This window comes from Paenibacillus silvestris (assembly GCF_009882985.1).
GTDB lineage: Bacteria > Bacillota > Bacilli > Paenibacillales > NBRC-103111 > Paenibacillus_E > Paenibacillus_E silvestris.
This window is the reverse complement of the sequence record NZ_WTUZ01000020.1, coordinates 380027-400290: the sequence shown is the minus strand read 5'-3', so window position 1 is coordinate 400290 and position 20264 is coordinate 380027. Positions and strand designations below refer to the sequence as shown.

The following is a 20264-nucleotide window of genomic DNA, read 5'->3' as shown; positions in this document are numbered from 1 at the left end:
TTTGATGTACTTTTACAGGTGGTTTAGGAATTACCTACTTTATCAGCTCCCTCGCAACGTTAATTCGTATATCAGAGTCAATTCACCGCGCCGCGCCTATTCTTATCACCACAAGTCGCTCCATACCTCCCGCCTACATGCTGACTATCTTAGCTACTCCCCGCCCTGCGCCCACATGCACGATTAGAGTGACTTCCACCTCCCGTCTACATGCTGACTATCTCAAGCTACTCCCCGCCCTGCGCCCATATACACGATTAGAGTTACTCCACACCTCCCAGCTACATGTTCACCACGCAAGCCACTTCCCACCCTGCTTCTACATCTGCATCTCCGCAGTTTAGAAATATTTAAGAATTGTTTTAGGCGAGGTTAATAGGTGATTTAGAGGCAATTAAGATCGGCGGGATAAGATGATTATATGGAAGCGAGGAACGCATCCAAATTAGATAGAGCGTTAGAAGACGCGGAGGCTATAAGGTATGAATAAAAAGTTAGCGATGATGGGATTAGGCGTGGCGGTAGGCAGCATGATGCTGGTAACGTCGGTATACGCTGGTGTGGGCGATGCGCCCGGGTATGAGACGTTCAAATCAGCCGTGAAACAAACGGCAACGGTACACAATGTAACACGCCAAGTGAACGTGACCTTGCAGGATAACGGAGCTCAATTACTTAACGTGAAGTCCACGATTAAAAGCAGCGGTGAGAATCACGCAGGAAGCGCAGAAGTGACCGTCAATAACGGCACGGCCGAACAAACCATTCATTTCTACAACCAAGAAGGCAAACAAATTATAAAAACAGGCGATTCCGATGTTTACAAAGTTTTAGAAGGCAAGGGCATGGGTGGCAAATTCAAAGATTATGAAGGCACAGGACACACACCGGACCCTCAAGTTGTTAGCGAAGTGGAAAATGTGGTAGACGCCCTGGTCGGCAACCTCAAAAACTATGTCACCATGGATGAAGCCCCAGGCAACGTGAAGGAGATTCATTTTAAATTATCAGGCAGCCAAATTTCTCCGGTGGTCAACACGATCGGCTCCCTTGCCATCAAACATGGTGCAATGGAGAACAATCAACGTCCAATGCCATCCAAGGCAGATACGCTTGGTATCGATGTAACGACACTCAAAAACAGCCTTCCTCAGTTAACCTCTGACATCAAAATGGATGAAGTGGAAGTAAACGCCAGCGTGGATAGCGATAATCATATCACCAATCAAACCGCACAAATTCATATTTCCGGTAAAGATGCACAAGGTACAGCACACAACGTCGTATTGAGTGTGGATATGACACTGTCCAGCTTGAACTCGACAACACCGGATACCGTAGATTTGACTGGTAAGCAGCTGGAAACCGTTAAGATTGACCCAGAGAAAACTCACCACAGAAATTAAGGAAAAAGGAAGGAGGCAAGGGCAAGTGCCCACCTCCTTATTTCCCTGAAGGGCGGCTAATGTATGAAGCCAGTCGTAGAAATCAATCGTCTCACGAAAATTTACAATAACTTGCGCGGCATCCACGAGGTGAACATGACCGTGCAGCAGGGCGACATTTATGGGTTCTTCGGACCGAATGGCGCCGGAAAGACGACCGTCATGAAGATCATGACCGGGCTAATCAAAGCGCAGCAAGGGGAAGTGAAGCTCTTTGGTCATCCGGTGTCAACGCATTATGAGCAGGCGATGGCCAAGGTAGGCGTGCTGATCGAAACCGCTGAAGCCTACTCCTATATGAGCGGTAGACGGAATTTGGAGCTGGCCGCTAGGTTTTATCCAGGCATCGGTAAGCAGCGTGTAGACGAAGTTTTGGAGATCGTCGGACTTACCCCTTTTCAGAAGGAAAAGGTAGCAGGTTACTCGCTGGGCATGAAGCAGCGTTTAGGACTCGCGGCAGCGATGCTGTCGAAGCCGGAGCTGCTCATCCTTGATGAGCCGACGAATGGCCTGGACATCGAGGGGATGGTTCACATCCGCGAAATCATTATGCACCTGGCGCGAGAAGAGCGCATCACCTTCCTGATCTCCAGCCATCTCATCCATGAAATGGAGCTGATGTGCAATCGCATGGGCATCATTCATCAAGGCCGGCTTGTCCGTGAGGGGCTCGTGTCCGAGATAGCACAAGGAAGCGCGACGCTGGAAGAAGCGTATCTGCGCGAAATTAAAGAAGTAAGGAGGCTCGCTGCGCATGCATAGCCTAACCGCCAACGTCTGGAACGAGACGATCAAAATGACGTCCAAGAAGAAAACGATTTTTTTCCTTGTAGTTACGCTGCTGCTTCCGCTCCTAGCAGGGCTGCTGCTGTCACAGTTTCAGAGCGGCATCGGAATCGGAGCCATTGCTTCGCAAGATTTTCCCATCATCATGCTGGGGCTGCTTACGAGTATTTTTCTGCCGTTGTTCGTTTTCATGGGCGCTGCTGATGTATTCTCCGGTGAGATGGGCGACCGCACGATGAAGAACACATTGACGCGGCCTATTACGCGGTTCAAAGTGTTCGCTTCCAAGCAGATTGCGCTTGGTGTTTTTATTGCACTGTACCTAGTTGCCGGTTTAGTGGCATCCGTCATTTCAGCGCTGTTTTTCCAGAATTATGGCGGCTTTGGCACGATTATGACCTGGTTCCTCGCTTATGGCGCGGCTTTCCTGCCACTGGTGGTGCTTAGTATTGCGGCTGTGTTTCTGGCGCAGTTCTTCTCCAGCTCCTCCTCGGCACTCACGGTGAGCATACTTCTCTATTTGGCGTTTAAAGTGGCCGCCTTTTTTATCCCGCAGATTGCCACGTACTCGCCTACTGCCTATACAGACTGGCATATGCTTTGGATTGGAAGCGGTATGGCGCTTGGCAAGGTGAGCAGCATCTTTATGTTTCTGATCGCGTGTAGTATATTGTTTTTTACAGCAGGTTTTTATTTGTTTGATAAAAAGGAGATTTGAACACGATGTCGATTCGCTTACGGCTGGTACTCTCATACATTGCTATGCTGCTTGTACCTCTCGTACTCTCGGTGCTAGCCGTAATTCTAATCTCCATCGCAACATTCGGTACGCTGAAGTCCGGTTTTCAGGTCGATTTCTCGCAAGGCAACCCGATCAAACGCGTCGTCGATCAAGAACTCGAGAATGTCGCCTACATGAAAGCAAAAACGGAAACCGAACCGGATGCATTTCTCGATCCCGTGTTTATTCAGGATTTGGAAGACCGTTTTCATAAAATCAATATGGGCATTATCATTCGCAAGGATAAAGAAATCACGTACAGTTCTCCTTATCTGAAAGAGGGCGAAGCGCAGAACAACGCCAAACTTCCCGCTTACGGCACCTCATCAGGCCAATTCCAGCGCAATCAAGGTTCCCTGTGGATAACTCGGCAGCAGGATTTCCTGTTTTCAGACAATAGTAAAGGGTCCGTCTTCGTATTTTTGGATGGAGGTCCTTTTCAGAAATATTTGCATCAGTTTTCAAAATCAGTGATTTTGACGTTTATCCTTATTCTTGTTGGTACGAATGGTGTGCTGACTTACTTCGTTTCTCGCAGTATCATTAAACCTCTCAGGGCTCTCAAGCGGGCGGCAGAGGAAATTAAAGACGGCAATCTGGATTTTGAAGTGGTACAGCAGTCCGATGATGAAATCGGGGAGCTCAGCAGAGCCTTTGAAGAAATGAGGCGCAAGCTCAAGAAATCCGTTGAACTTCAGCTTCAATATGAAGAGAACCGCAAGGAGCTCATCTCTAACATTTCGCATGATTTGAAGACGCCGGTTACAGCGATTAAAGGATACGCCCACGGCATTATGGACGGTGTCACGAACTCTCCGGATAAGCTGGAGAAGTATATTCGAACCATTTATACGAAAGCGGCAGATATGGATCGGCTGATTGATGAGCTGTTTTTATTTTCGAAGCTGGATCTGGGCAAAGTGCCGTTTCAGTTCGAAACCGTGGATCTGGGACAGTATGTGCTGGATTGCGCGCAAGAATTACAGTTCGATATGGAGAAAAAAGGCGTTCATTTCGCGCTTACCGAGCTGCCCAAAGAGCCTCTGCTTGTAACGGCAGACCGAGATAAGCTGCGGCGCGTATTGCTGAACATCATCGAAAATGCAGTCAAATACAGTGATGAAGGCAATTGCCGCATCACCTTAACACTCAGAGAAATCGACGGCAATGCCGTCATACAAATAAAAGATTCCGGTCAAGGCATCTCGGAGGAGGCGCTGCCTCATATATTTGACCGATTTTATCGGGCAGACCCATCGCGCAATACGGCGACCGGAGGAAGCGGGCTCGGCCTTGCGATAGCCAAACAAATCATGGAAGAGCACGGCGGACGCATTGGTGCAACGAGCATGATCGGGCAGGGAACGACCGTCTATATGGCATTACCGCTTAACAAGCAGGAGGAGAGTCAAGGATGAGCCGGATTTTAATCATTGAGGATGAACAAAGCATCGCCGAGCTGGAGCGGGACTATCTAGAGATCAGCGGCTACGAAGTCGACATCGAAAATAGCGGAGACAAAGGGCTGCAGCTTGCGCTCTCCACGGAGTATGACCTCATCATTCTCGATTTGATGCTGCCGAAGATGGACGGTTTCGAGATTTGCCGGCGCGTTCGCAGCGAGAAGGACATTCCGATTCTCATGGTTTCCGCTAAAAAGGAAGACATCGATAAAATTCGCGGTTTAGGCCTCGGCGCCGACGATTACATGATCAAGCCCTTCAGCCCCAGCGAGCTGGTGGCGCGGGTCAAAGCGCATCTCGCCCGGTATGAAAGGCTGATGGGCCGTCGTGAAGCGAAGAACGACGAAGTTCGTATTCGCGGTTTGATGATTGATAAAACAGCGCGGCGCGTTTTTGTGAATGAGCGGGAGGTTGTCTTTACGACGAAGGAATTCGACCTTCTGACGCATTTGGCGATGAACCCTAATCGGGTGTACAGCAAAGAGCAGCTATTCGATCTCCTCTGGGGGATGGATGCTATGGGAGAAATCGCGACAGTCACGGTGCACATCCGCAAGCTGCGGGAAAAAATTGAGCAGGATCCTTCGAACCCGCAATATATTGAGACGATTTGGGGCGCGGGATATCGGTTCCGTATTTAAAGTGAGGCCTGGAAAGAGTGTTAACTCTGGATGGGCTTTTTTTGTTTACTTAAAATATACAAATTGTAATAATTTTTCATTTTAATGGGGGATGATGTGTAGTATTTTTCACGATAGTTTCAGTTATCAAAAAGAAGCCCGCCAGAGTGAGCAACTCTAGCAGGTTTTTTTTGTATTTATTTCCTAAAAAAGCAATTCATTCATCCCTGTTTATATACACTCTATTAATGTTAATATATTGTAAAGGTTATCAAACATAGGGGAGACTACAACGATGATGGTGACTGTGGACATACACGATTTAATAAAGCTAGGAATCGCAGCTATTTTTGGGTTAATTATTGGTCTAGAACGAGAAATCAGAAATAAACCGCTGGGGCTCAAAACCTCTCTAGTCATTTGTCTAAGCAGTTGCTTGCTGACAATTGTATCTATTGAATCTGCGAATAAATATGCAGTTCCCGGGCTTCATGTTATGGATCCTATGCGGCTTGCGGCGCAGGTCGTTAGCGGGATCGGGTTTCTTGGCGCAGGGGTTATTCTTAGGAAGAACAATGATGTGATTATTGGATTAACGACGGCGGCGATGATCTGGGGAGCGGCTGGGTTAGGAATTGCCATTGGCGCAGGCTTCTTTGTTGAAGCGTTTGTGGGACTGCTGCTAATTATGGTGAGTGTCGTGGTATTGCCGTACTATATTAAAAAGATAGGGCCAAGGCCGCTGCTAATGAAAGATTTGCGTGTCAAGCTTATCGTGTCGCATGAGGGTAGTTTAACGAATATCATTAAGGACATTATTGCTAGAGGATATAGAATGAAAAGTGTACACATCAAAGAGTTGAGCCAGGAGCTGCAGGAACTCAATTTCATTGTTTTTATTGACCGTAAGTACGCTTCAGAAGTATATGAAGAGTTAAAGAGCATGCCGTATATTGAAATGGCTGAAGTAGAGACTCTGTAGAGATAGGATTGGAGCAGCGGATTAGAGCTGCGTTCCGATCCTTTTTTGCGTGGTTTAAAAGGTTGTGGCGGGTGCTTTGTTGCATGATGTGCAGCAAAAGAGGAGATTTTCGCTACCTGAGGGGTAGTTCGTTGTACAAAATACAACGTCATCAGACAAATGGCAGAGAATCGGGCGATTCCAGCTAAAATGGTTGCACAATATACAACGAGGAACGGAGACGATACTTCTTTTAATCCATAGTATTGTAATATGTGCAATATAGGTTGGGACGATCTCAATAAGAAGCGAGCCTAGCAAGGTGCCAAAGCCCGCCAACATGTATTAGGCCGAAACAGCGACTGCAGCAGCGAATTTCGCACCTAGCTCGCGACATAATTTCTTTTGCTCGCTAGTCGGATTAAATTCGATTTTCAAACCGTCAAACACTTTCTCAGTACCGATCTCGGCAAGTCTCTCTTCGATTGTGTCTACCGCTGCACCGAAATGTGTGTAGGAGGAATCAGCGGAACCGAATGCACCGGATTTGCGGCCACTTAGATCCAGATCTTCTAATTCATCGTAGAAGTCTTCGAATTCGTCTGGCAGATCGCCGTCGCCCCATGTATAAGCGCCAAGCAGAATACCATCGTAGTTCACGAGATCTACACCACTCACATCCATGACGGACTTCACAACAGGCTCAATGCCTGCCTCACGAATACCTTCTGCGATTTCTTCCGCAATTTCCTCCGTATTTCCTGACATGCTGGCGTAAACGATAATGATTTTTGGCATGGGAATCCCTCCACGAATTGTTTGTATAGGTATGTAGTCATCTTGTAAATGTCTTGTTGTTACCAACCACCTTCATATTATTTGATAATGATTATCATTGTCAACATTTAATTGAGAATTAATTGAGAATAAACATTTTTGGCTGAGGTGGCCGGTTAGGAAGGACTATACGACTTAGAGGCAGAAATCATGTTACAATATCGAAAACATGTACTTATCGCAGCTTATGAAAAGGGGAACTGGCATGGAGGATATCCACCTGCATTTGAAAAATCTCGGCTTCACAGACTTGGAAGCCAAGTGCCTGCATGTGCTTGCTGAAAGTGGCACACAAACGGGTTATGAAATCGCCAAGCAGCTTGGCGTATCGCGTTCGAATGTTTACTCCGCGCTCCAGAAGCTGGCGGAGAAGGGCGCAGTGCTCACCAGTCACGGTGAGCCGACGCACTACCAAAGCGTGCCGATCGAGGAGATCGGCGAGCGTGTTGAGGCGGAGCTGCAAGCGTCGATCCGCTATGTGAAAGAGCATATGCCGAAGCAAGGTGCGCATCGTTCGGAGTATTTCAGCTTGGAAGGCGATGCCAAGGTGCTTGATCGCATCCGTACGGAGCTGAAGAAGGCGAAGGAAGAGGTGCTTTGCGACCTGTGGGCGCAGGAAGCGCAGCTGCTGAAGGAAGACCTGCGGAAGGTTCCGGCGCAAGGTGTGCGTCTGCTTGTTTCGACGATCGGCGATGCGTCTCTGCCGAGTGGCGTGCAGCAATTCTCGCATAAACGTGATGCCCTGTGGAACGAGCGCAATGGGCGGAAATTTACGCTGCTGATCGATCGCAAGCTGGCCATTGTCGGCACAAGAGGCGGCGATGAGCCGACACTTGCGATGCTGACCGAACATCCAGCGATGGTGGAGCTGCTGATGAATAGTTTCATGCGCGATGTGGTGATTCACGAGCTGCAGCAGGACATGGGCGCGAAGCTCGAAGATAAATATGGGAAAAATTTTAAGAAAATCATACAGAAGTATACGGCTGCTGAAGGTAGAGAGAAGGATGCACCCACTGTTGAGGCAGAACGGGAACCTGTAACTGTTGAGAGTGAAACGGTTGAAGAAAAGCTCAAAGATGGAAAAGCTAGTGAAGGAAAGTCTAGCGAAGGAAAGTCAGGCGAAGCGAAATCCGGTGAAGGAAAGAGGAAAAAGAAGAAATGACGCAGCATGATGGGGAATATTTAGCGAGAGAGCAACAAGAGAGCATTCTGCTCGCGGCGGAGGCGCTCGTGAAGGAGAAGCTGGAGCGCGATAGCAGTGGCCACGATTGGTGGCACATCTATCGCGTTGTGCAGACGACGAAGCGCATCGCCGCCCAAGAGGGCGCCGACGCTTTCGTCTGCGAGCTTGCAGCGCTGCTTCACGACGTCGTCGACGAGAAGCTGAATGCGGATCCAGCCGCTGCGCAGCGCGAGCTGGAAGCATGGCTGGCCGCCAGTAGTGCGCCGGCGGCCGCCGTGGATCACGTGCTGGAGATCATCAGCACGATGTCGTTCAAGGGCGGCGCGCGGCCTCCGATGCGCACGCTGGAAGGCCAGGTCGTGCAGGATGCCGACCGGCTGGATGCGATAGGCGCGGTAGGCATCTCGCGCGTATTTGCTTATTCGGGCTGGAAAGGCCGCCCGATTCATGATCCCTCCGTCACGGCGCGTGAGCACCTGACGGAAGCGGAGTACCGCGCGGGGAATGACACCGCGATTAATCACTTTTACGAGAAGCTCCTTAAGCTGAAGGAGCTGATGAATACGGCTTACGCCCGCAAGCTTGCGGAGGAGCGGCACCGCTTCATGGAGCAGTACCTCGAGCAGTTTTATGCGGAGTGGGAAGGCGAGCGTTAATCTTTTGGCTGGATAAGCGCAAGAGCTTGTCTCGTGCGACATTCGCACCAGATATGGAAATGAACAGGAAATTCTCCCGTTAATTTCACCCAAATGAGCCATTTGAGGAGATTAACTGGAATTTCTCCATCTAAATGCCACCAGAAACCCCCAAAGCAGGTATCCGTGGCTGAATTAACAGGACTTTTTCCAGTTAACTCATACGAATAATGGACTTAAGTGGAAATTAACGCCACTTTTTCCTGTTAATTTCCTACTTAATCGATACCCAAGAAAAACCGTCAGGCAAAGTGCCTAACGGTTTTTTGCGTTTTCACTCAAAGGATGGCTTCGTCAACGGACAATTCGGCAAAGCAAGAATCTCCACGTTGTAAGCAGCCAGTTTCCGCAAGAAATAGCACGTTTCCGGCAGGTGATGCTCAAGGAAACGCAAGGTTAATCGGCTAAGCAGCTCGGTATCCTGATACTCTCGGACCACCTCTTCGACGACCCGATAGAAGCCGATAACCGTCTCCGCTACTTGTCTGGCGAACTTCTGCTGGACCGGAAATCCCGGTGCTGTGAAGCGGAGGAAGCCTCGGATGGCCGTGTTTTTGACGATATGTGCGCTGAATTGCTGCGCGTATTCTTGGGTGCTTTTCAGCAGCTCAATTTCTGTTGGGTCCAAATGATTGCTCAGAAGCACGGTATGTCCAAGTTGATCCTCCAACCACATCTCCATGAGTGCAACAAGCGGCAGGGGCTCGTAAGGCACACCATTCATCCAAGCATGCAAAATCCGTAGATACTCGCCGTTTTCCAACAAAGTTCCGTTAAAATACACAGGCGTAAGCGAGATGACGACCTTATTTTCTATTCGCAAATGTTGCATATAGCCCTCAAACTGATAGTACCCGTGCGCAACGGGGTAAATATCTTTAGAGAGCTGAATCATAGTTTCCGAGGAGATCGGCAGGGAAGGATTTGTTTGCAAAATGCGGTTCCGCAGTTCGGTGAAAGCGGCTATGTACCGTTTGGCAGTGGCGATCCACTGCACCTCTTCATTAGCAAGCGCCTCGTCCACAAAAATGGCGTGATCCTGTAGGATTTCAACCCAAAACAACTGTTCCTGCCAGGGCGTGATGGTCTCATTTAGGCTCATGGAAAGGTTCCTCCTAGGTCTCTTAACTTCGGGCAAAGCCTTGCCGATACTACACTTACCGAAGTGTATTCAACAGTTTCAGGTTCGAGAACAGCTTTCGTCGGAATTTGTGGTAAAATAGAACGAATAGTGATTGAAAATCGAGAAAGAAAGAGATGTTATGACGATGAAAAAAGAAGCAAAGTATATAGCAACGGTTTCTTTAGGTGTGATGGGTGCAGGCTTTTTGGCTACAATTCCTGTAGCTTCCACGGTGTGGGGAGGCTTCCTGCAAGGCGGCTTTGAAGCTGGGGTTGTAGGCGGTTTGGCGGACTGGTTCGCGGTTAGCGCTTTGTTCCGTCACCCGATGGGCATTCCGATTCCGCATACAGCGCTGCTGCCGAAGAATCGTGAGAAAATTACGAACGCGCTAGTCTCCACAGTTCAAAATGAGCTGCTCTCCAAAGAAACCATCCGTGCCCGTTTGCAGCAAATTCGTTTTCTTGAAAGAGGGCTTGAGCTGGCGGAGAGTCATTTGGACAGCGAAGCGCTACACAAAGGCCTAAGCATGCTTGCCAAACAAGCGTTAAATGCTATTGATTTGGAAAAGTTAACACCGCTGCTGGCGGATGAGATTAGCAAAGCGCTTCAGGAGGTAGATACGAGCCGGCTCGTTCGCGCGCTTGTTGATACGGTCAAGGACGGCGGTTATGATGGCAAAACGTTTGATTTTGTCCTCGATAAAGTGGAAGCGTGGGCATTCAAAGCAGAGACACGCGATCAGCTTGGAGCCATGGCGCTCAAGGCGTTCGAGGGGCTGCAATCCAATGGCTTCATGGCATTTGCTGTGAACGCGTTCATCGGGATGGTCAATGAAGAGAAGATCGGGGGCATTATCCAGAACTTCTTGCTTTCCTACATTGAACAAATGCGCACGAAGCAGCATCCACGTAGAGAGGCTGTGCTTTCCTTCATTCGAAGTGAGCTGAATAAGTTGGAGAGAAATCCGAAGCTTTTGGCCGAACTGGAATCGCTCAAAACGAAGCTGCCAGATATGTTCGAATTGGATACGAAGCTATCAGGACTTCTTGCACGTCTGAAAGCTAGAGCTGAGGAGTTCGTGGATCAGCCTGATTTTGTTCCTGTACATGTCGTTCCGATCATTCGGCATGTGCTTGCCTCCGTGAAGGAGAACGAAGCTTTGCTGCAGCGCGGCGAGATCTGGGTGCAGGAGCAGATTGCTTCCTATTTGGAGAAAAATCATAGCAAGATCGGTCAACTCGTCAAAGAAAACCTGGATAAATTCGATAACGAGAAGCTGACTGAGCTGATGGAAGACAAGATCGGCAAGGATTTGCAATGGATTCGCGTCAACGGTGCGATCTGCGGATTTATCATCGGGCTTGGTCTCGCAGGATTAAAGATGCTGTTTTAATATAAACGACTACGGGACATACCCGAGTGGGGGGAAGCATTTTGATCGAGATGAAAGGTGTCAGCAAGACGTTCGTACAGCGAATCGGCGGCAATTACAAGGCGCTTGATAATATCACATTAACGATAAAAAAAGGGGAGTTCGTCTCCGTTCTGGGACCATCTGGCTGCGGGAAGTCGACGGTGCTGAACCTCGTTGCAGGCTTCGATACACAAACGGAAGGCACGATTGAAGTGAATGGTAAAAAGGTAACCGGCGCTGGGGCAGACCGGGTGGTCGTGTTCCAAGAGCACGGCCTGTTCCCGTGGCTGACTGTACTCGACAATGTCGCATTCGGCCTTAAGCAGAAGGGCATCCCCAAAAAGGAGCGCCATGAGCTCGCTATGGAGCAGATCAAATCGGTGCATCTCAGCCGCTTTGCAGATCGATACCCGCATGAGCTATCCGGAGGGATGAAGCAGCGGGCAGCGATTGCCAGAGCGCTGGCGATGGATCCTGAAATCCTGCTCATGGATGAGCCGTTTGCGGCGTTAGATGAGCAGACTCGCCTTATTTTGCATAAGGAATTGGAAGAAATCTGGATGCGTACACGTAAAACGATTCTCTTCATCACCCACAACATCCGGGAAGCGGTCATTCTATCAGACCGAGTTATCGTCATGTCCACACGTCCTGGCACGATTAAGAAGGAGTTCGCCGTGCAGGCGGCAAGACCCCGCGATACCGCAGATCCACTGCTGCATCATGTAGAGAACGCGGCCATGGACGCGCTGGCGGATGAGCTTGAGAAGGTGGTAAGGGAGGAGACGGGTGATGAGTACCGCATTAAGAAGAACGATTTTTCTGGTACTGCTTCTGATAGCTTGGGAGGCGGGATTTAGGTTGTTTGATTGGGGCTGGAAATTTCCCTCTCCGACCCAGACGCTGCAAGCTTTCTATGACGGATTGGTGCATGGCGAGCTGCTGGCGGCGACCTTGGCCAGCATGATCCGGTTATTGGTTTCCTTCGCCTTGTCGCTAGCGATAGGGACGACGTTAGGTTTTCTATTCGCACGTTACCGTCTGCTGGATGATACGCTGGGCTTTTTGGTTGTTTCGCTGCAGACGATTCCAAGTATTGCTTGGCTGCCTTTTGCCATTATATGGTTCGGTCTTAACGAATCTTCGGTTATTTTCATTACGACCCTTGGTGCAACATGGACAATGGCTCTCGCCAGCCGCACAGGCATCAAAAACATTCCGCCGATTTACCTGCGCGCCGCACAGACGATGGGAACAGGCAATGGGTATAAAATGTTCGTGCAGATCATGATTCCAGCGGCTTTCCCACATTTAATCAACGGTGTGCGTACAGCTTGGGCCTTTGCTTGGCGCGCCTTAGTTGCCGGGGAGCTGATTGCCAAAGGGGCAGGGCTCGGTCAGCTGCTGCAGGACGGGCGTAATTTGGGTGATACTTCGCTCATGCTGTGCATTGTCATCATTATCGCTGTGCTTGGTACGGTCTCTGATCATTTCTGCTTCAAGAAACTAGAAGACAAAGTGCTGGAGCGCTACGGCCTCGCCGGCTCGAAGTCTTAGCAGGGAGCGGTTGCATGAGAAAAAAAGCATGGATGCTGCTGCTGTTGTTGTTGTTCGTTGTTACGATGCTGAGCGCCTGTGAGGAGAAGCTCACTGCTTCCGGGAAGCCACAGGTGGTCAGGGTCGGTGTATTTAAAAATGTTACACATGCCGCAGCCTATATCGCACTGGAGAAAGGCTATTTCGCCCGGGAGTGGGGCGATGAGGTGAAAGTGGAGGTCACGGCCTTCGATAACGGCTCAGACTTATCTATTGCGATGGCGACAGGAGATATCGATGTGGGCTTCGTAGGTCCTGGACCTGCGACAACATTTTTCCTGAAAAGCGGGAATTATCGGGTCGTTTCCGGCTCCAATAATGGCGGTGCGGTGCTTGTCGCCCGTAATGGCGCAGGAATTAATGGCGTTAAGGATTTGGTGGATAAAACAATCGCAATCCCGTCCAAAGGGAATACGAATGAGATTTCACTGCGGATGCTGCTGCAGCAAGAAGGCATTTCCTTAGGCCGAGACACGGGGAGCGCGCATCTTATCGTGCGTTCTCCATCGGATGCGCTCATTTCCTTCCGGCAGAAGGAAATTGATGCGACGCTTGTTCCCGAGCCATGGGGGACGCAGATTGAGAAGGCCGGGCTCGGCAAGGTCGTCGTCGATTGGCAGGGGGTACCGCCGAATCATGGCGATTATCCGACGGTGATTATGGTGGCGAGCGATTCGTTGATCCAGCGTCACCGGGATATTGTTAAGGGCGCGATCAAAGCCAATATGGATGGCATCGCGTTCATTCAGAACAATCCGGAGCAAGCCTATGAGCTCATCAACAACCAGCTGAAGCAATACAGCGGCAAAGGCATGGACAAAGGCTTGATCAAAGCCTCCCTCAGCCGTCTGAAGCTCACCACGGATGTTGATGTCAAAGTGATGGAAGAGATGGCGAGGGTCTCGATCGCGGCTCGATATATTAAGGGCATTAAGGAAAATGAACTGGATCTACGCAAGTTCGTTGATTTATCGATGCTCGAAGAAGTGAAGAGTGGGAAGTAGGGAAAGAAGCCTGTATCGATCCGAATCTGGATGGGGTACGGGCTTTTTTAATGCAGTTAAAAGTTCCTATTTGTTACAATTGCTGCTGATATGGATAGTTAAGCAAGCTATTAGGGAGAAACACCAAAAGGACCCTCAGGGTGAACTGTTCCACAGTAAAAGCCTGCCCACGCCGCGCATTTTGCCGCGCGAGCAGTAGAAAAAGACCGTCTCGCAAGCCGAGAAGGCCCAGAGATCCAAGTGAGACATCCCAAAAGGCCATCTCACAGTAAAAAGTCATTCGCGGCGCTCGAGCGAAAACCCACAAAAAAGATGTTGTCAAAAATAACCAACTCAACTATACTTGGTTTAATCCCATATGGAAGCGATACCAGAAAACGCTTACTTAAAGCCAATCCTCTGCATGAGGATTTTATTTGAGGGTAATCTGGAATCGATTCCAGAAAGAATGAGAACGCGATAGGAAGGTGGTCATGACATGGAAACGAATCTGCCGCAAGCGGGTGTCAGCACTGCGGTGAAGAAGAGAAATGCTGATCTGGGAAAACGAATATGGCAGCACAAGCATTTGTATCTCATGCTCCTTCCCTGTGTGGTGTTTTTCGTTATTTTCTCGTACATCCCCATGGGCGGATTGATGCTAGCCTTTAAGAATTATCAGTTCAACAAAGGGATCCTGGGCAGTCCATGGGTGGGACTCACATATTTCAAAGCATTTTTCAACGACTACCAAAGTGGGAAATTAATTAAAAACACATTGATAATTAGCAGCATTAAAGTTTTCGTAGGACTGCCTTTTCCGATTCTGCTTGCATTGATGTTTAATGAGATCAGACATCGGAGATTTCGAGGAATCACGCAGAGCATTTCGTATCTGCCGCATTTTCTTTCTTGGGTTATCGTTATTGGCCTCATGCAGCGGGTGCTTGCTCCGGATACAGGGCTGCTCAACGAGGTGATTCGATTTTTCGGAGGAGATGGAAGTACGTTTTTCATGATGGAAAGCAAGTACTTTTATCCTCTCATGTTTGGAAGTCATATCTGGCAAAGTATTGGCTGGGATTCAATCATCTATTTGGCCGCTATTGCTGGCATTAATCCTGAACTGCATGAAGCTGCCAAAATTGATGGCGCTAATAAATGGCACGAAATCTGGCATGTTACCTTGCCGGGTATTCGCTTAACGATATCCATTTTGTTTATTTTATCGCTGGGTAATATTTTGCAGGCAGGCTTTGATCAAATCTATCTCATGCGAACCCCCGGCAATATGGAATTGGCAGACATCCTTGATACCTACATTATTCGGGTAGGACTTCAAAATGGGCAATACGGCTATGCAACGGCTGTTGGCTTGATGCAAGGCATTATCGGATTAATTCTTGTTGTGGCTGCAAACCGAGCTTCAAAAAAGTTTTTTGACGAGTCAATATGGTAGCGATACCAGAACCATTCACTTTTCGACAGTTAGAGTGTTGAAGATCACCGCCAGGTGTTATTCATAATATTTAATGGAAAAGGGGAGTATGGGATGAGCAAAAGATGGATGAAATGGGTGACCATGCCGTTAGCCGCAAGCTTGCTGCTAGCAGGCTGTGAAAGCTCCGATCAACCTGCGGCAGGAGGAGACACAGCTTCTACAACACCTTCATCTGCAGCCAGCAGCGGCAAGCCCGCAACTTGGATTGCAGACCGCACCATTAAGGGACTACTGTTTATTGACAGCGATGATATAACGAAGGATATTAACCCCGAGATTGCCAAGAAGGTCAAGGAATTGACGGGAATTACGCTGCAAATGGAAGGTGTAAATTCCCAGCATGCCATTGACGGACTCATTGCAGGGCTGGCTTCCAATGATTTACCGGACTTCATCGTCTATTATCTAAATAACAGCGGCCGGCCGGAAATGCCCGTCATTTTGAAGGCAGCCAAAGAGGATATGCTCACAGATTTAACACCTCTTATCAAAGGAACGAAGGTGTTCAGCAAGTACTTGGATGATAAATATTTACCGCTGGACACGAAAAATGGCGTGATGTTCCGACCGGAATTTAACGGCTCCAGTTATTTTGTCCACATGAATGTCCAGAGAGAAGGCGGCTACGAGGAGCGCAAGTATGTTTCTGGCCCCTACATTCGTAAAGACATTGCCGAGAAGCTCAACGTTGATCCACGAACGATTAAAACAACGGATCAGGTGTATGAGCTGGCGCAAAAGATCAAAGCTGGTAATTTCAAGGATAAAAACGGTAAAGATATTCTGCCGCTTGGACCTCGTTATTGGGGGAACAGCAATCATGAGAACGGACCGCTCTTCAGCGATTTAACGTGGGGAGCGATTGACCAAGGCTTTGACAAGAATAAGGAAGGCAAAATCGTTCACGAAAGTAAAACGGAATTTCCGATGAAGCGAATTGAGTTCGTTCAAAAGCTTTTGAAAGAAAAATTGATGGTGCCTGATTACTACGCCATGCAGGAAAACAAAGCGACGGAAGGCGCGATTAACGGGTCATTTGGGATCATCGGCGATATGCATAACTATCTGGATTTTAATAAAGACATGAGTTATATCCCGCTTGGGCCTATTAATTCCGTGGATGGTACCTACCGGATGAACGTTGATTATAAAAGCGGGTATATGGCCTGGTCCATTCCGAAAACAACGAAAAATCCACAGGACATCGTCAAATTCGCCGATTTTCTCGCTAGTCGTGAAGGGAAATTAATCTGGCAGTACGGTCTGGAAGGAAGGGACTATACGCTGGATGCCAAAGGCAATCCTTTGGTCAAAAAAGAAGTGCTAGAGCTTCGTAACAAGGATCCAAAGGCGGCCAAAGAGCTGGGTTTTGACGGCGTAGGGAATGGCTGGGGAGGTTACCTTGGCAGTACGGACATTAACAGACTAGGCGATTTCGGTGAGATGCAGTATGCTGATAGCGTCTCTCCGGAAGCTAATGCGACACCACTGAAAATTGCCGATTACTGGGGCTACGATGACAAAAAGAAAAACGCGCTTATCAACGATGGTTATCGCCCGCTTTCATTCATTAATGAGCTTCCTACTGGCAATGAGTTAAAGACAGCCTTAACGAACTATAATGAAAGCATCATTCGCGCATTTTATGCGAAAAGCATGGATGAAGCGCAGAAAATTCTTGATTCCGCGAAAAAGCAGCTGCAAGCAGCAGGTTTGGACAAATTCGAGGAGTTGCTGCAGAAGAAAGATAGCGACCCTAAAACGAAAGTGATTCTCAAATAGTTCAAGGTTGAATTGGGAGGCTGGCGCTCCCGTAAGGATGACGGGAGCGCACTTTTACTAAGAGGAGAGGTTAACGTGGGAAATGAATTCTATAAGATCTCAACAGGTGAGAAAATAGTTAAGTTCGTTAATTATGCCCTAATTATTCTCCTGTGCTTGTCCATCGTGCTTCCTTTTCTGAATATATTGGCACTTTCCTTTAACGCAGGTAAAGATGCAGAAAGAGGGGGCATCTACTTCTGGCCCCGCGTGTGGACGTTAGAAAATTACCATGAAGTGTTTACGTCGGCTAATATCGGCAGAGCCTTTGCCATCTCTATATTTCGTACAGCTTTGGGTACGATTGCAGGCGTCTTTCTATCAGCTATGGCAGCTTATACGCTAAAAAGCAAGACGATGCCGGGTGTCCGATTTTTTACGCTGATGGTTTTCTTCACCATGTTGTTCTCCGGCGGGATCATTCCTTATTACATGCTGCTCAAAAGCTTGCATTTGACGAATACCATCTGGGTTTATGTCCTGCCAGGGCTGTATAGTGCATGGAATTTGATTATTATGCGCACGTTTTTCCAGCAAATCAGCATCAGCTTGGAAGAGTCGGCGAAGCTGGATGGCTGCAGCGATTTTGGCATCTTCATGCGGATTATTATGCCGTTAAGTAAACCTGTGCTAGCAACAATCTCCTTATTTACGGCTGTGAGTCATTGGAATGATTGGTTCACGGGTGCTTTTTTTGTCAGAACCGCATCATTGAGACCTCTGTCTACCTTGCTGCAGGAGATGTTGACCAAGCAAGATGCCATTCGGGAATCCCTGATGCAGGCAGCAGGCTCGAACCAATTTCAAATGCTTGAAAGGATGCAGCTAACGGGCGATTCTTTGAAAATGGCGACGATTATTGTGGTTGTAGCGCCCATTATTGCGGCCTATCCATTTATACAGAAATATTTTGCAAAGGGAGCTATGATTGGATCGGTCAAAGAATAAACAGCTGCAAACTGGATAATTCATGACCTTCGTCATACCCAATGTGTGATAATATGTATAAATATGGTTCTGTCGAATAACAGAGAAAAATGTTCTAGGTTGCGAGTTAGGAAGGATGATAATCATGGCGCCAAAAATTAAAGATGTAGCCCAAAAAGCGGGAGTATCCGTCACGACGGTTTCCAGGGTATTAAACGGAGAGAAGTACGTGAAGGACGATCTGAAGGCCAAAGTGAAACAAGCGATTGAGGAACTTGGTTATGCACCCAGTCATATCGCGAGAAGCTTGGTACGGAAGAAAACGAACCTGATTGGTGTTATTGTTCCCGATCTAACCTCAAGCTTCTATTCGACGATCTTGAGCAGTATCGAGGAAACGGCGAGCTTGAATGATTACAACCTGCTGGTCTGCAACATTATTGAGGATACGGATAAAGAACTGAAATATTTGAATGTCTTTCATGAGATGCGTGTAGATGGCATCATTATTATGCATGAAAAGTTAAGTGATGAAATTCGCAGCTTCATTCATAAATTGGATATTCCAATCATTTTTTCAAGCGTAAGACCTGTAGATCATAAGTTCATATCTGTCATTATCGATGATTACGAGGCGGCTTATGATGCGACCAAGTATTTAACGGAGCTCGGTCATGAGCGAATTGCTTTTTTAGGCGGAGATATGAGAGATGTTACCTCAGGGCAGAACCGCTATGTAGGTTATCGCAATGCTCTGAAAGATCAACGAGTGAGAATTATCAACGATTATATCCGGTTTGGTGACTACAAAACACAAAGTGGATATGACTTGATGAAGGAACTGCTGGCATGTGAACCTCGTCCAACTGCATTATTCGCCGTGAGTGACGATATGGCAGTAGGGGCTATGAACTGTATACATGACCATCAGCTTAAAGTTCCTGACGATATATCGATTATTGGCTTTGACGGAAGTCAATTGACGGAACTCGTACGCCCGAGGTTGACCTCGATGGAGCAGCCTATTCAAGATATGGGGAAAATTACGGTGAATACGATGATTGAATGCATCACGAATCCTGCTTCCAGTCCGCGTGAAGATTTGATATTGGGACATAAGCTCGTCGTACGCGACAGCTGTAAGGCATATCAGCAAGAGAGATAGGCAGAGAACAGAGCGGAAGAGGGAGAGCGGAGTGGAAAAGTTTGATGCGGTAGTCATCGGCGATGCCAATGTTGATCTCGTGGTCGTGGGCTGTAATCAAATCCCTCAACCCGGTCAAGAGATTTTCGTAGATAATATGATGATGCATGTTGGTGGAGGCGCAGCTTTATTTACGATTGCATTAGCCAAGCTAGGTCTGGATGTCGCATTCGACGGTGTTCTTGGAGATGATGGCTACGGTCATTATATCCGGGATCGTTTTGCTGGATATGGTATCGATACCAGAATGATTCGAACAAGTGAAACAAGTCGTACTGGTATCACAATTGCCATTAATCCTGAACAGGATCGTTCGTTTATTACCTACGTAGGTTCCAATGCTGAGATGCATGTTGAGGAGTTGGATTTAGCTCAAATCGCGTTAGGCAAACATGTCCATGTCACCGGCTACAGGGGACGGCGCAATCATATCGAATTCGTGGAAATGGCCAAGAGATTGAAAGAAGCGGGAGTTACCCTTTCTTGCGATGTAGGGTGGGATGATACCGGAGAATGGTATTCGGGCATTTTTGAGTTGATGCCATATGTGGATGTATTTCTGATGAACGAAACGGAGGCTCTGCATTATACGGGTTTGGAGCAGATTGATGAAAGCTTAAGTTATATGTCGCGCTTCTGTCGTCACATCGTCGTTAAGCTTGGGCCTAAGGGAGCCGCAGCTATGAAAGACGGCTTGCAGACGAGCAGCCCCGGATTCTCGGTGGCAGTCATAGATACGACAGGAGCGGGGGATTCGTTTAACGCTGGTTATATGTATGGCTTTCTGACGGGGCTTGATGTGGAGACATGCCTGCTGTATGGCAATGTATGCGGAGCTTTGTCAGTTGGAGCTTACGGTGGCAGCACAGGTACACCAGACAGAGTAGGGTTAGAGACTTTTATCAAGCAAAATCGGTGAGG

19 protein-coding genes are annotated in these 20264 nt (G+C 48.1%); 17 read left to right on the top strand and 2 right to left on the bottom strand.

Annotated features, from left to right (window positions below):
• Window positions 1-482: 482 nt before the first annotated feature.
• The 6 genes from GQF01_RS17145 to GQF01_RS17120 all read left to right on the top strand — a co-directional run bounded on the left by GQF01_RS17145 (window position 483) and on the right by GQF01_RS17120 (window position 6077).
• A complete protein-coding gene (locus GQF01_RS17145; RefSeq protein ID WP_161407943.1) occupies window positions 483-1406 on the top strand; it encodes a hypothetical protein in 924 nt (307 codons plus the stop codon).
• 63 nt (window positions 1407-1469) lie between these two features.
• Entirely contained in the window at window positions 1470-2207 is a 738-nt protein-coding gene (locus tag GQF01_RS17140) for an ABC transporter ATP-binding protein (protein ID WP_161407942.1), read from the top strand.
• The gene (locus GQF01_RS17135; protein ID WP_161407941.1) at window positions 2200-2949 is read left to right on the top strand and encodes an ABC transporter permease; all 750 of its coding nucleotides are present in this window, start codon (window positions 2200-2202) and stop codon (window positions 2947-2949) included. The genes GQF01_RS17140 and GQF01_RS17135 overlap by 8 nt, the downstream gene beginning before the upstream one ends.
• Window positions 2950-2954: 5 nt before the next feature.
• Window positions 2955-4430 carry a sensor histidine kinase gene (locus GQF01_RS17130; RefSeq protein WP_161407940.1) on the top strand — a complete coding sequence of 492 codons (1476 nt, stop codon included), beginning with the start codon at window positions 2955-2957 and terminating at the stop codon, window positions 4428-4430.
• Window positions 4427-5116 (top strand): response regulator transcription factor, encoded by a 690-nt coding sequence (locus tag GQF01_RS17125; RefSeq protein ID WP_145658534.1) that lies wholly within the window; start codon window positions 4427-4429, stop codon window positions 5114-5116. Before GQF01_RS17130 ends, GQF01_RS17125 begins: the two co-directional genes overlap by 4 nt.
• Before the next feature lie 277 nt (window positions 5117-5393).
• Complete coding sequence (locus tag GQF01_RS17120; protein WP_407945413.1) at window positions 5394-6077, top strand: MgtC/SapB family protein; 684 nt, start codon at window positions 5394-5396, stop codon at window positions 6075-6077.
• A 324-nt stretch (window positions 6078-6401) separates the two neighbouring features.
• Here GQF01_RS17120 and GQF01_RS17115 read toward each other — a convergent pair whose 3' ends face one another.
• On the bottom strand, window positions 6402-6854 hold the full coding sequence (locus GQF01_RS17115; protein WP_161407938.1) for a flavodoxin: 453 nt from the start codon (window positions 6852-6854) through the stop codon (window positions 6402-6404).
• Between the two features lie 244 nt (window positions 6855-7098).
• Between GQF01_RS17115 and GQF01_RS17110 the strand changes: the two genes are divergently transcribed.
• Both GQF01_RS17110 and GQF01_RS17105 read left to right on the top strand, forming a co-directional pair.
• Window positions 7099-8058, top strand: a complete 960-nt coding sequence (locus tag GQF01_RS17110) for a TrmB family transcriptional regulator (RefSeq protein ID WP_161407937.1) — start codon at window positions 7099-7101, stop codon at window positions 8056-8058.
• Window positions 8055-8735, top strand: coding sequence for an HD domain-containing protein (locus GQF01_RS17105; RefSeq protein ID WP_161407936.1), 681 nt, complete (start codon window positions 8055-8057; stop codon window positions 8733-8735). The genes GQF01_RS17110 and GQF01_RS17105 overlap by 4 nt, the downstream gene beginning before the upstream one ends.
• 313 nt (window positions 8736-9048) lie before the next feature.
• Here the strand turns inward: GQF01_RS17105 and GQF01_RS17100 are convergent, their stop codons facing one another.
• Window positions 9049-9876, bottom strand: coding sequence for a DUF2935 domain-containing protein (locus GQF01_RS17100; protein ID WP_161407935.1), 828 nt, complete (start codon window positions 9874-9876; stop codon window positions 9049-9051).
• Between the two features lie 166 nt (window positions 9877-10042).
• On the opposite strand from GQF01_RS17100, the gene GQF01_RS17095 reads away from it, so the two are divergent.
• From GQF01_RS17095 to GQF01_RS17055, 9 genes are all read left to right on the top strand, one after another.
• Window positions 10043-11290: a DUF445 domain-containing protein gene (locus tag GQF01_RS17095; protein WP_161407934.1), complete on the top strand. Its 1248-nt coding sequence runs from the start codon at window positions 10043-10045 to the stop codon at window positions 11288-11290.
• A 41-nt stretch (window positions 11291-11331) separates the two neighbouring features.
• Window positions 11332-12171, top strand: coding sequence for an ABC transporter ATP-binding protein (locus tag GQF01_RS17090; protein WP_161407933.1), 840 nt, complete (start codon window positions 11332-11334; stop codon window positions 12169-12171).
• The gene (locus tag GQF01_RS17085; RefSeq protein WP_161407932.1) at window positions 12104-12868 is read left to right on the top strand and encodes an ABC transporter permease; all 765 of its coding nucleotides are present in this window, start codon (window positions 12104-12106) and stop codon (window positions 12866-12868) included. Before GQF01_RS17090 ends, GQF01_RS17085 begins: the two co-directional genes overlap by 68 nt.
• Window positions 12869-12882: 14 nt before the next feature.
• On the top strand, window positions 12883-13911 hold the full coding sequence (locus GQF01_RS17080) for an ABC transporter substrate-binding protein (protein WP_161407931.1): 1029 nt from the start codon (window positions 12883-12885) through the stop codon (window positions 13909-13911).
• 478 nt (window positions 13912-14389) lie between these two features.
• Entirely contained in the window at window positions 14390-15349 is a 960-nt protein-coding gene (locus tag GQF01_RS17075; RefSeq protein ID WP_161407930.1) for an ABC transporter permease, read from the top strand.
• Between the two features lie 93 nt (window positions 15350-15442).
• Window positions 15443-17173 carry an extracellular solute-binding protein gene (locus GQF01_RS17070; protein ID WP_161407929.1) on the top strand — a complete coding sequence of 577 codons (1731 nt, stop codon included), beginning with the start codon at window positions 15443-15445 and terminating at the stop codon, window positions 17171-17173.
• Between the two features lie 75 nt (window positions 17174-17248).
• The gene (locus GQF01_RS17065; RefSeq protein WP_328803472.1) at window positions 17249-18160 is read left to right on the top strand and encodes a carbohydrate ABC transporter permease; all 912 of its coding nucleotides are present in this window, start codon (window positions 17249-17251) and stop codon (window positions 18158-18160) included.
• 124 nt (window positions 18161-18284) lie between these two features.
• Window positions 18285-19304, top strand: a complete 1020-nt coding sequence (locus GQF01_RS17060) for a LacI family DNA-binding transcriptional regulator (protein ID WP_161407928.1) — start codon at window positions 18285-18287, stop codon at window positions 19302-19304.
• Window positions 19305-19335: 31 nt separating this feature from the next.
• Entirely contained in the window at window positions 19336-20262 is a 927-nt protein-coding gene (locus tag GQF01_RS17055; protein WP_161407927.1) for a carbohydrate kinase family protein, read from the top strand.
• The last annotated feature ends 2 nt before the right edge of the window (window positions 20263-20264 follow it).

What these genes read in the sequence shown, in the direction of transcription:
- GQF01_RS17075 (WP_161407930.1), top strand. Translation starts at nt 14,390, where the DNA reads ATGGAAACGAATCTGCCGCAAGCGGGTGTCAGCACTGCGGTGAAGAAG.
- GQF01_RS17140 (WP_161407942.1), top strand. Translation starts at nt 1,470, where the DNA reads ATGAAGCCAGTCGTAGAAATCAATCGTCTCACGAAAATTTACAATAAC.
- GQF01_RS17110 (WP_161407937.1), top strand. Translation starts at nt 7,099, where the DNA reads ATGGAGGATATCCACCTGCATTTGAAAAATCTCGGCTTCACAGACTTG.
- GQF01_RS17120 (WP_407945413.1), top strand. Translation starts at nt 5,394, where the DNA reads ATGGTGACTGTGGACATACACGATTTAATAAAGCTAGGAATCGCAGCT.
- GQF01_RS17125 (WP_145658534.1), top strand. Translation starts at nt 4,427, where the DNA reads ATGAGCCGGATTTTAATCATTGAGGATGAACAAAGCATCGCCGAGCTG.
- GQF01_RS17115 (WP_161407938.1), bottom strand. Translation starts at nt 6,854, where the DNA reads ATGCCAAAAATCATTATCGTTTACGCCAGCATGTCAGGAAATACGGAG.
- GQF01_RS17130 (WP_161407940.1), top strand. Translation starts at nt 2,955, where the DNA reads ATGTCGATTCGCTTACGGCTGGTACTCTCATACATTGCTATGCTGCTT.
- GQF01_RS17070 (WP_161407929.1), top strand. Translation starts at nt 15,443, where the DNA reads ATGAGCAAAAGATGGATGAAATGGGTGACCATGCCGTTAGCCGCAAGC.
- GQF01_RS17060 (WP_161407928.1), top strand. Translation starts at nt 18,285, where the DNA reads ATGGCGCCAAAAATTAAAGATGTAGCCCAAAAAGCGGGAGTATCCGTC.
- GQF01_RS17085 (WP_161407932.1), top strand. Translation starts at nt 12,104, where the DNA reads ATGAGTACCGCATTAAGAAGAACGATTTTTCTGGTACTGCTTCTGATA.
- GQF01_RS17080 (WP_161407931.1), top strand. Translation starts at nt 12,883, where the DNA reads ATGAGAAAAAAAGCATGGATGCTGCTGCTGTTGTTGTTGTTCGTTGTT.
- GQF01_RS17095 (WP_161407934.1), top strand. Translation starts at nt 10,043, where the DNA reads ATGAAAAAAGAAGCAAAGTATATAGCAACGGTTTCTTTAGGTGTGATG.
- GQF01_RS17105 (WP_161407936.1), top strand. Translation starts at nt 8,055, where the DNA reads ATGACGCAGCATGATGGGGAATATTTAGCGAGAGAGCAACAAGAGAGC.
- GQF01_RS17145 (WP_161407943.1), top strand. Translation starts at nt 483, where the DNA reads ATGAATAAAAAGTTAGCGATGATGGGATTAGGCGTGGCGGTAGGCAGC.
- GQF01_RS17100 (WP_161407935.1), bottom strand. Translation starts at nt 9,876, where the DNA reads ATGAGCCTAAATGAGACCATCACGCCCTGGCAGGAACAGTTGTTTTGG.
- GQF01_RS17135 (WP_161407941.1), top strand. Translation starts at nt 2,200, where the DNA reads ATGCATAGCCTAACCGCCAACGTCTGGAACGAGACGATCAAAATGACG.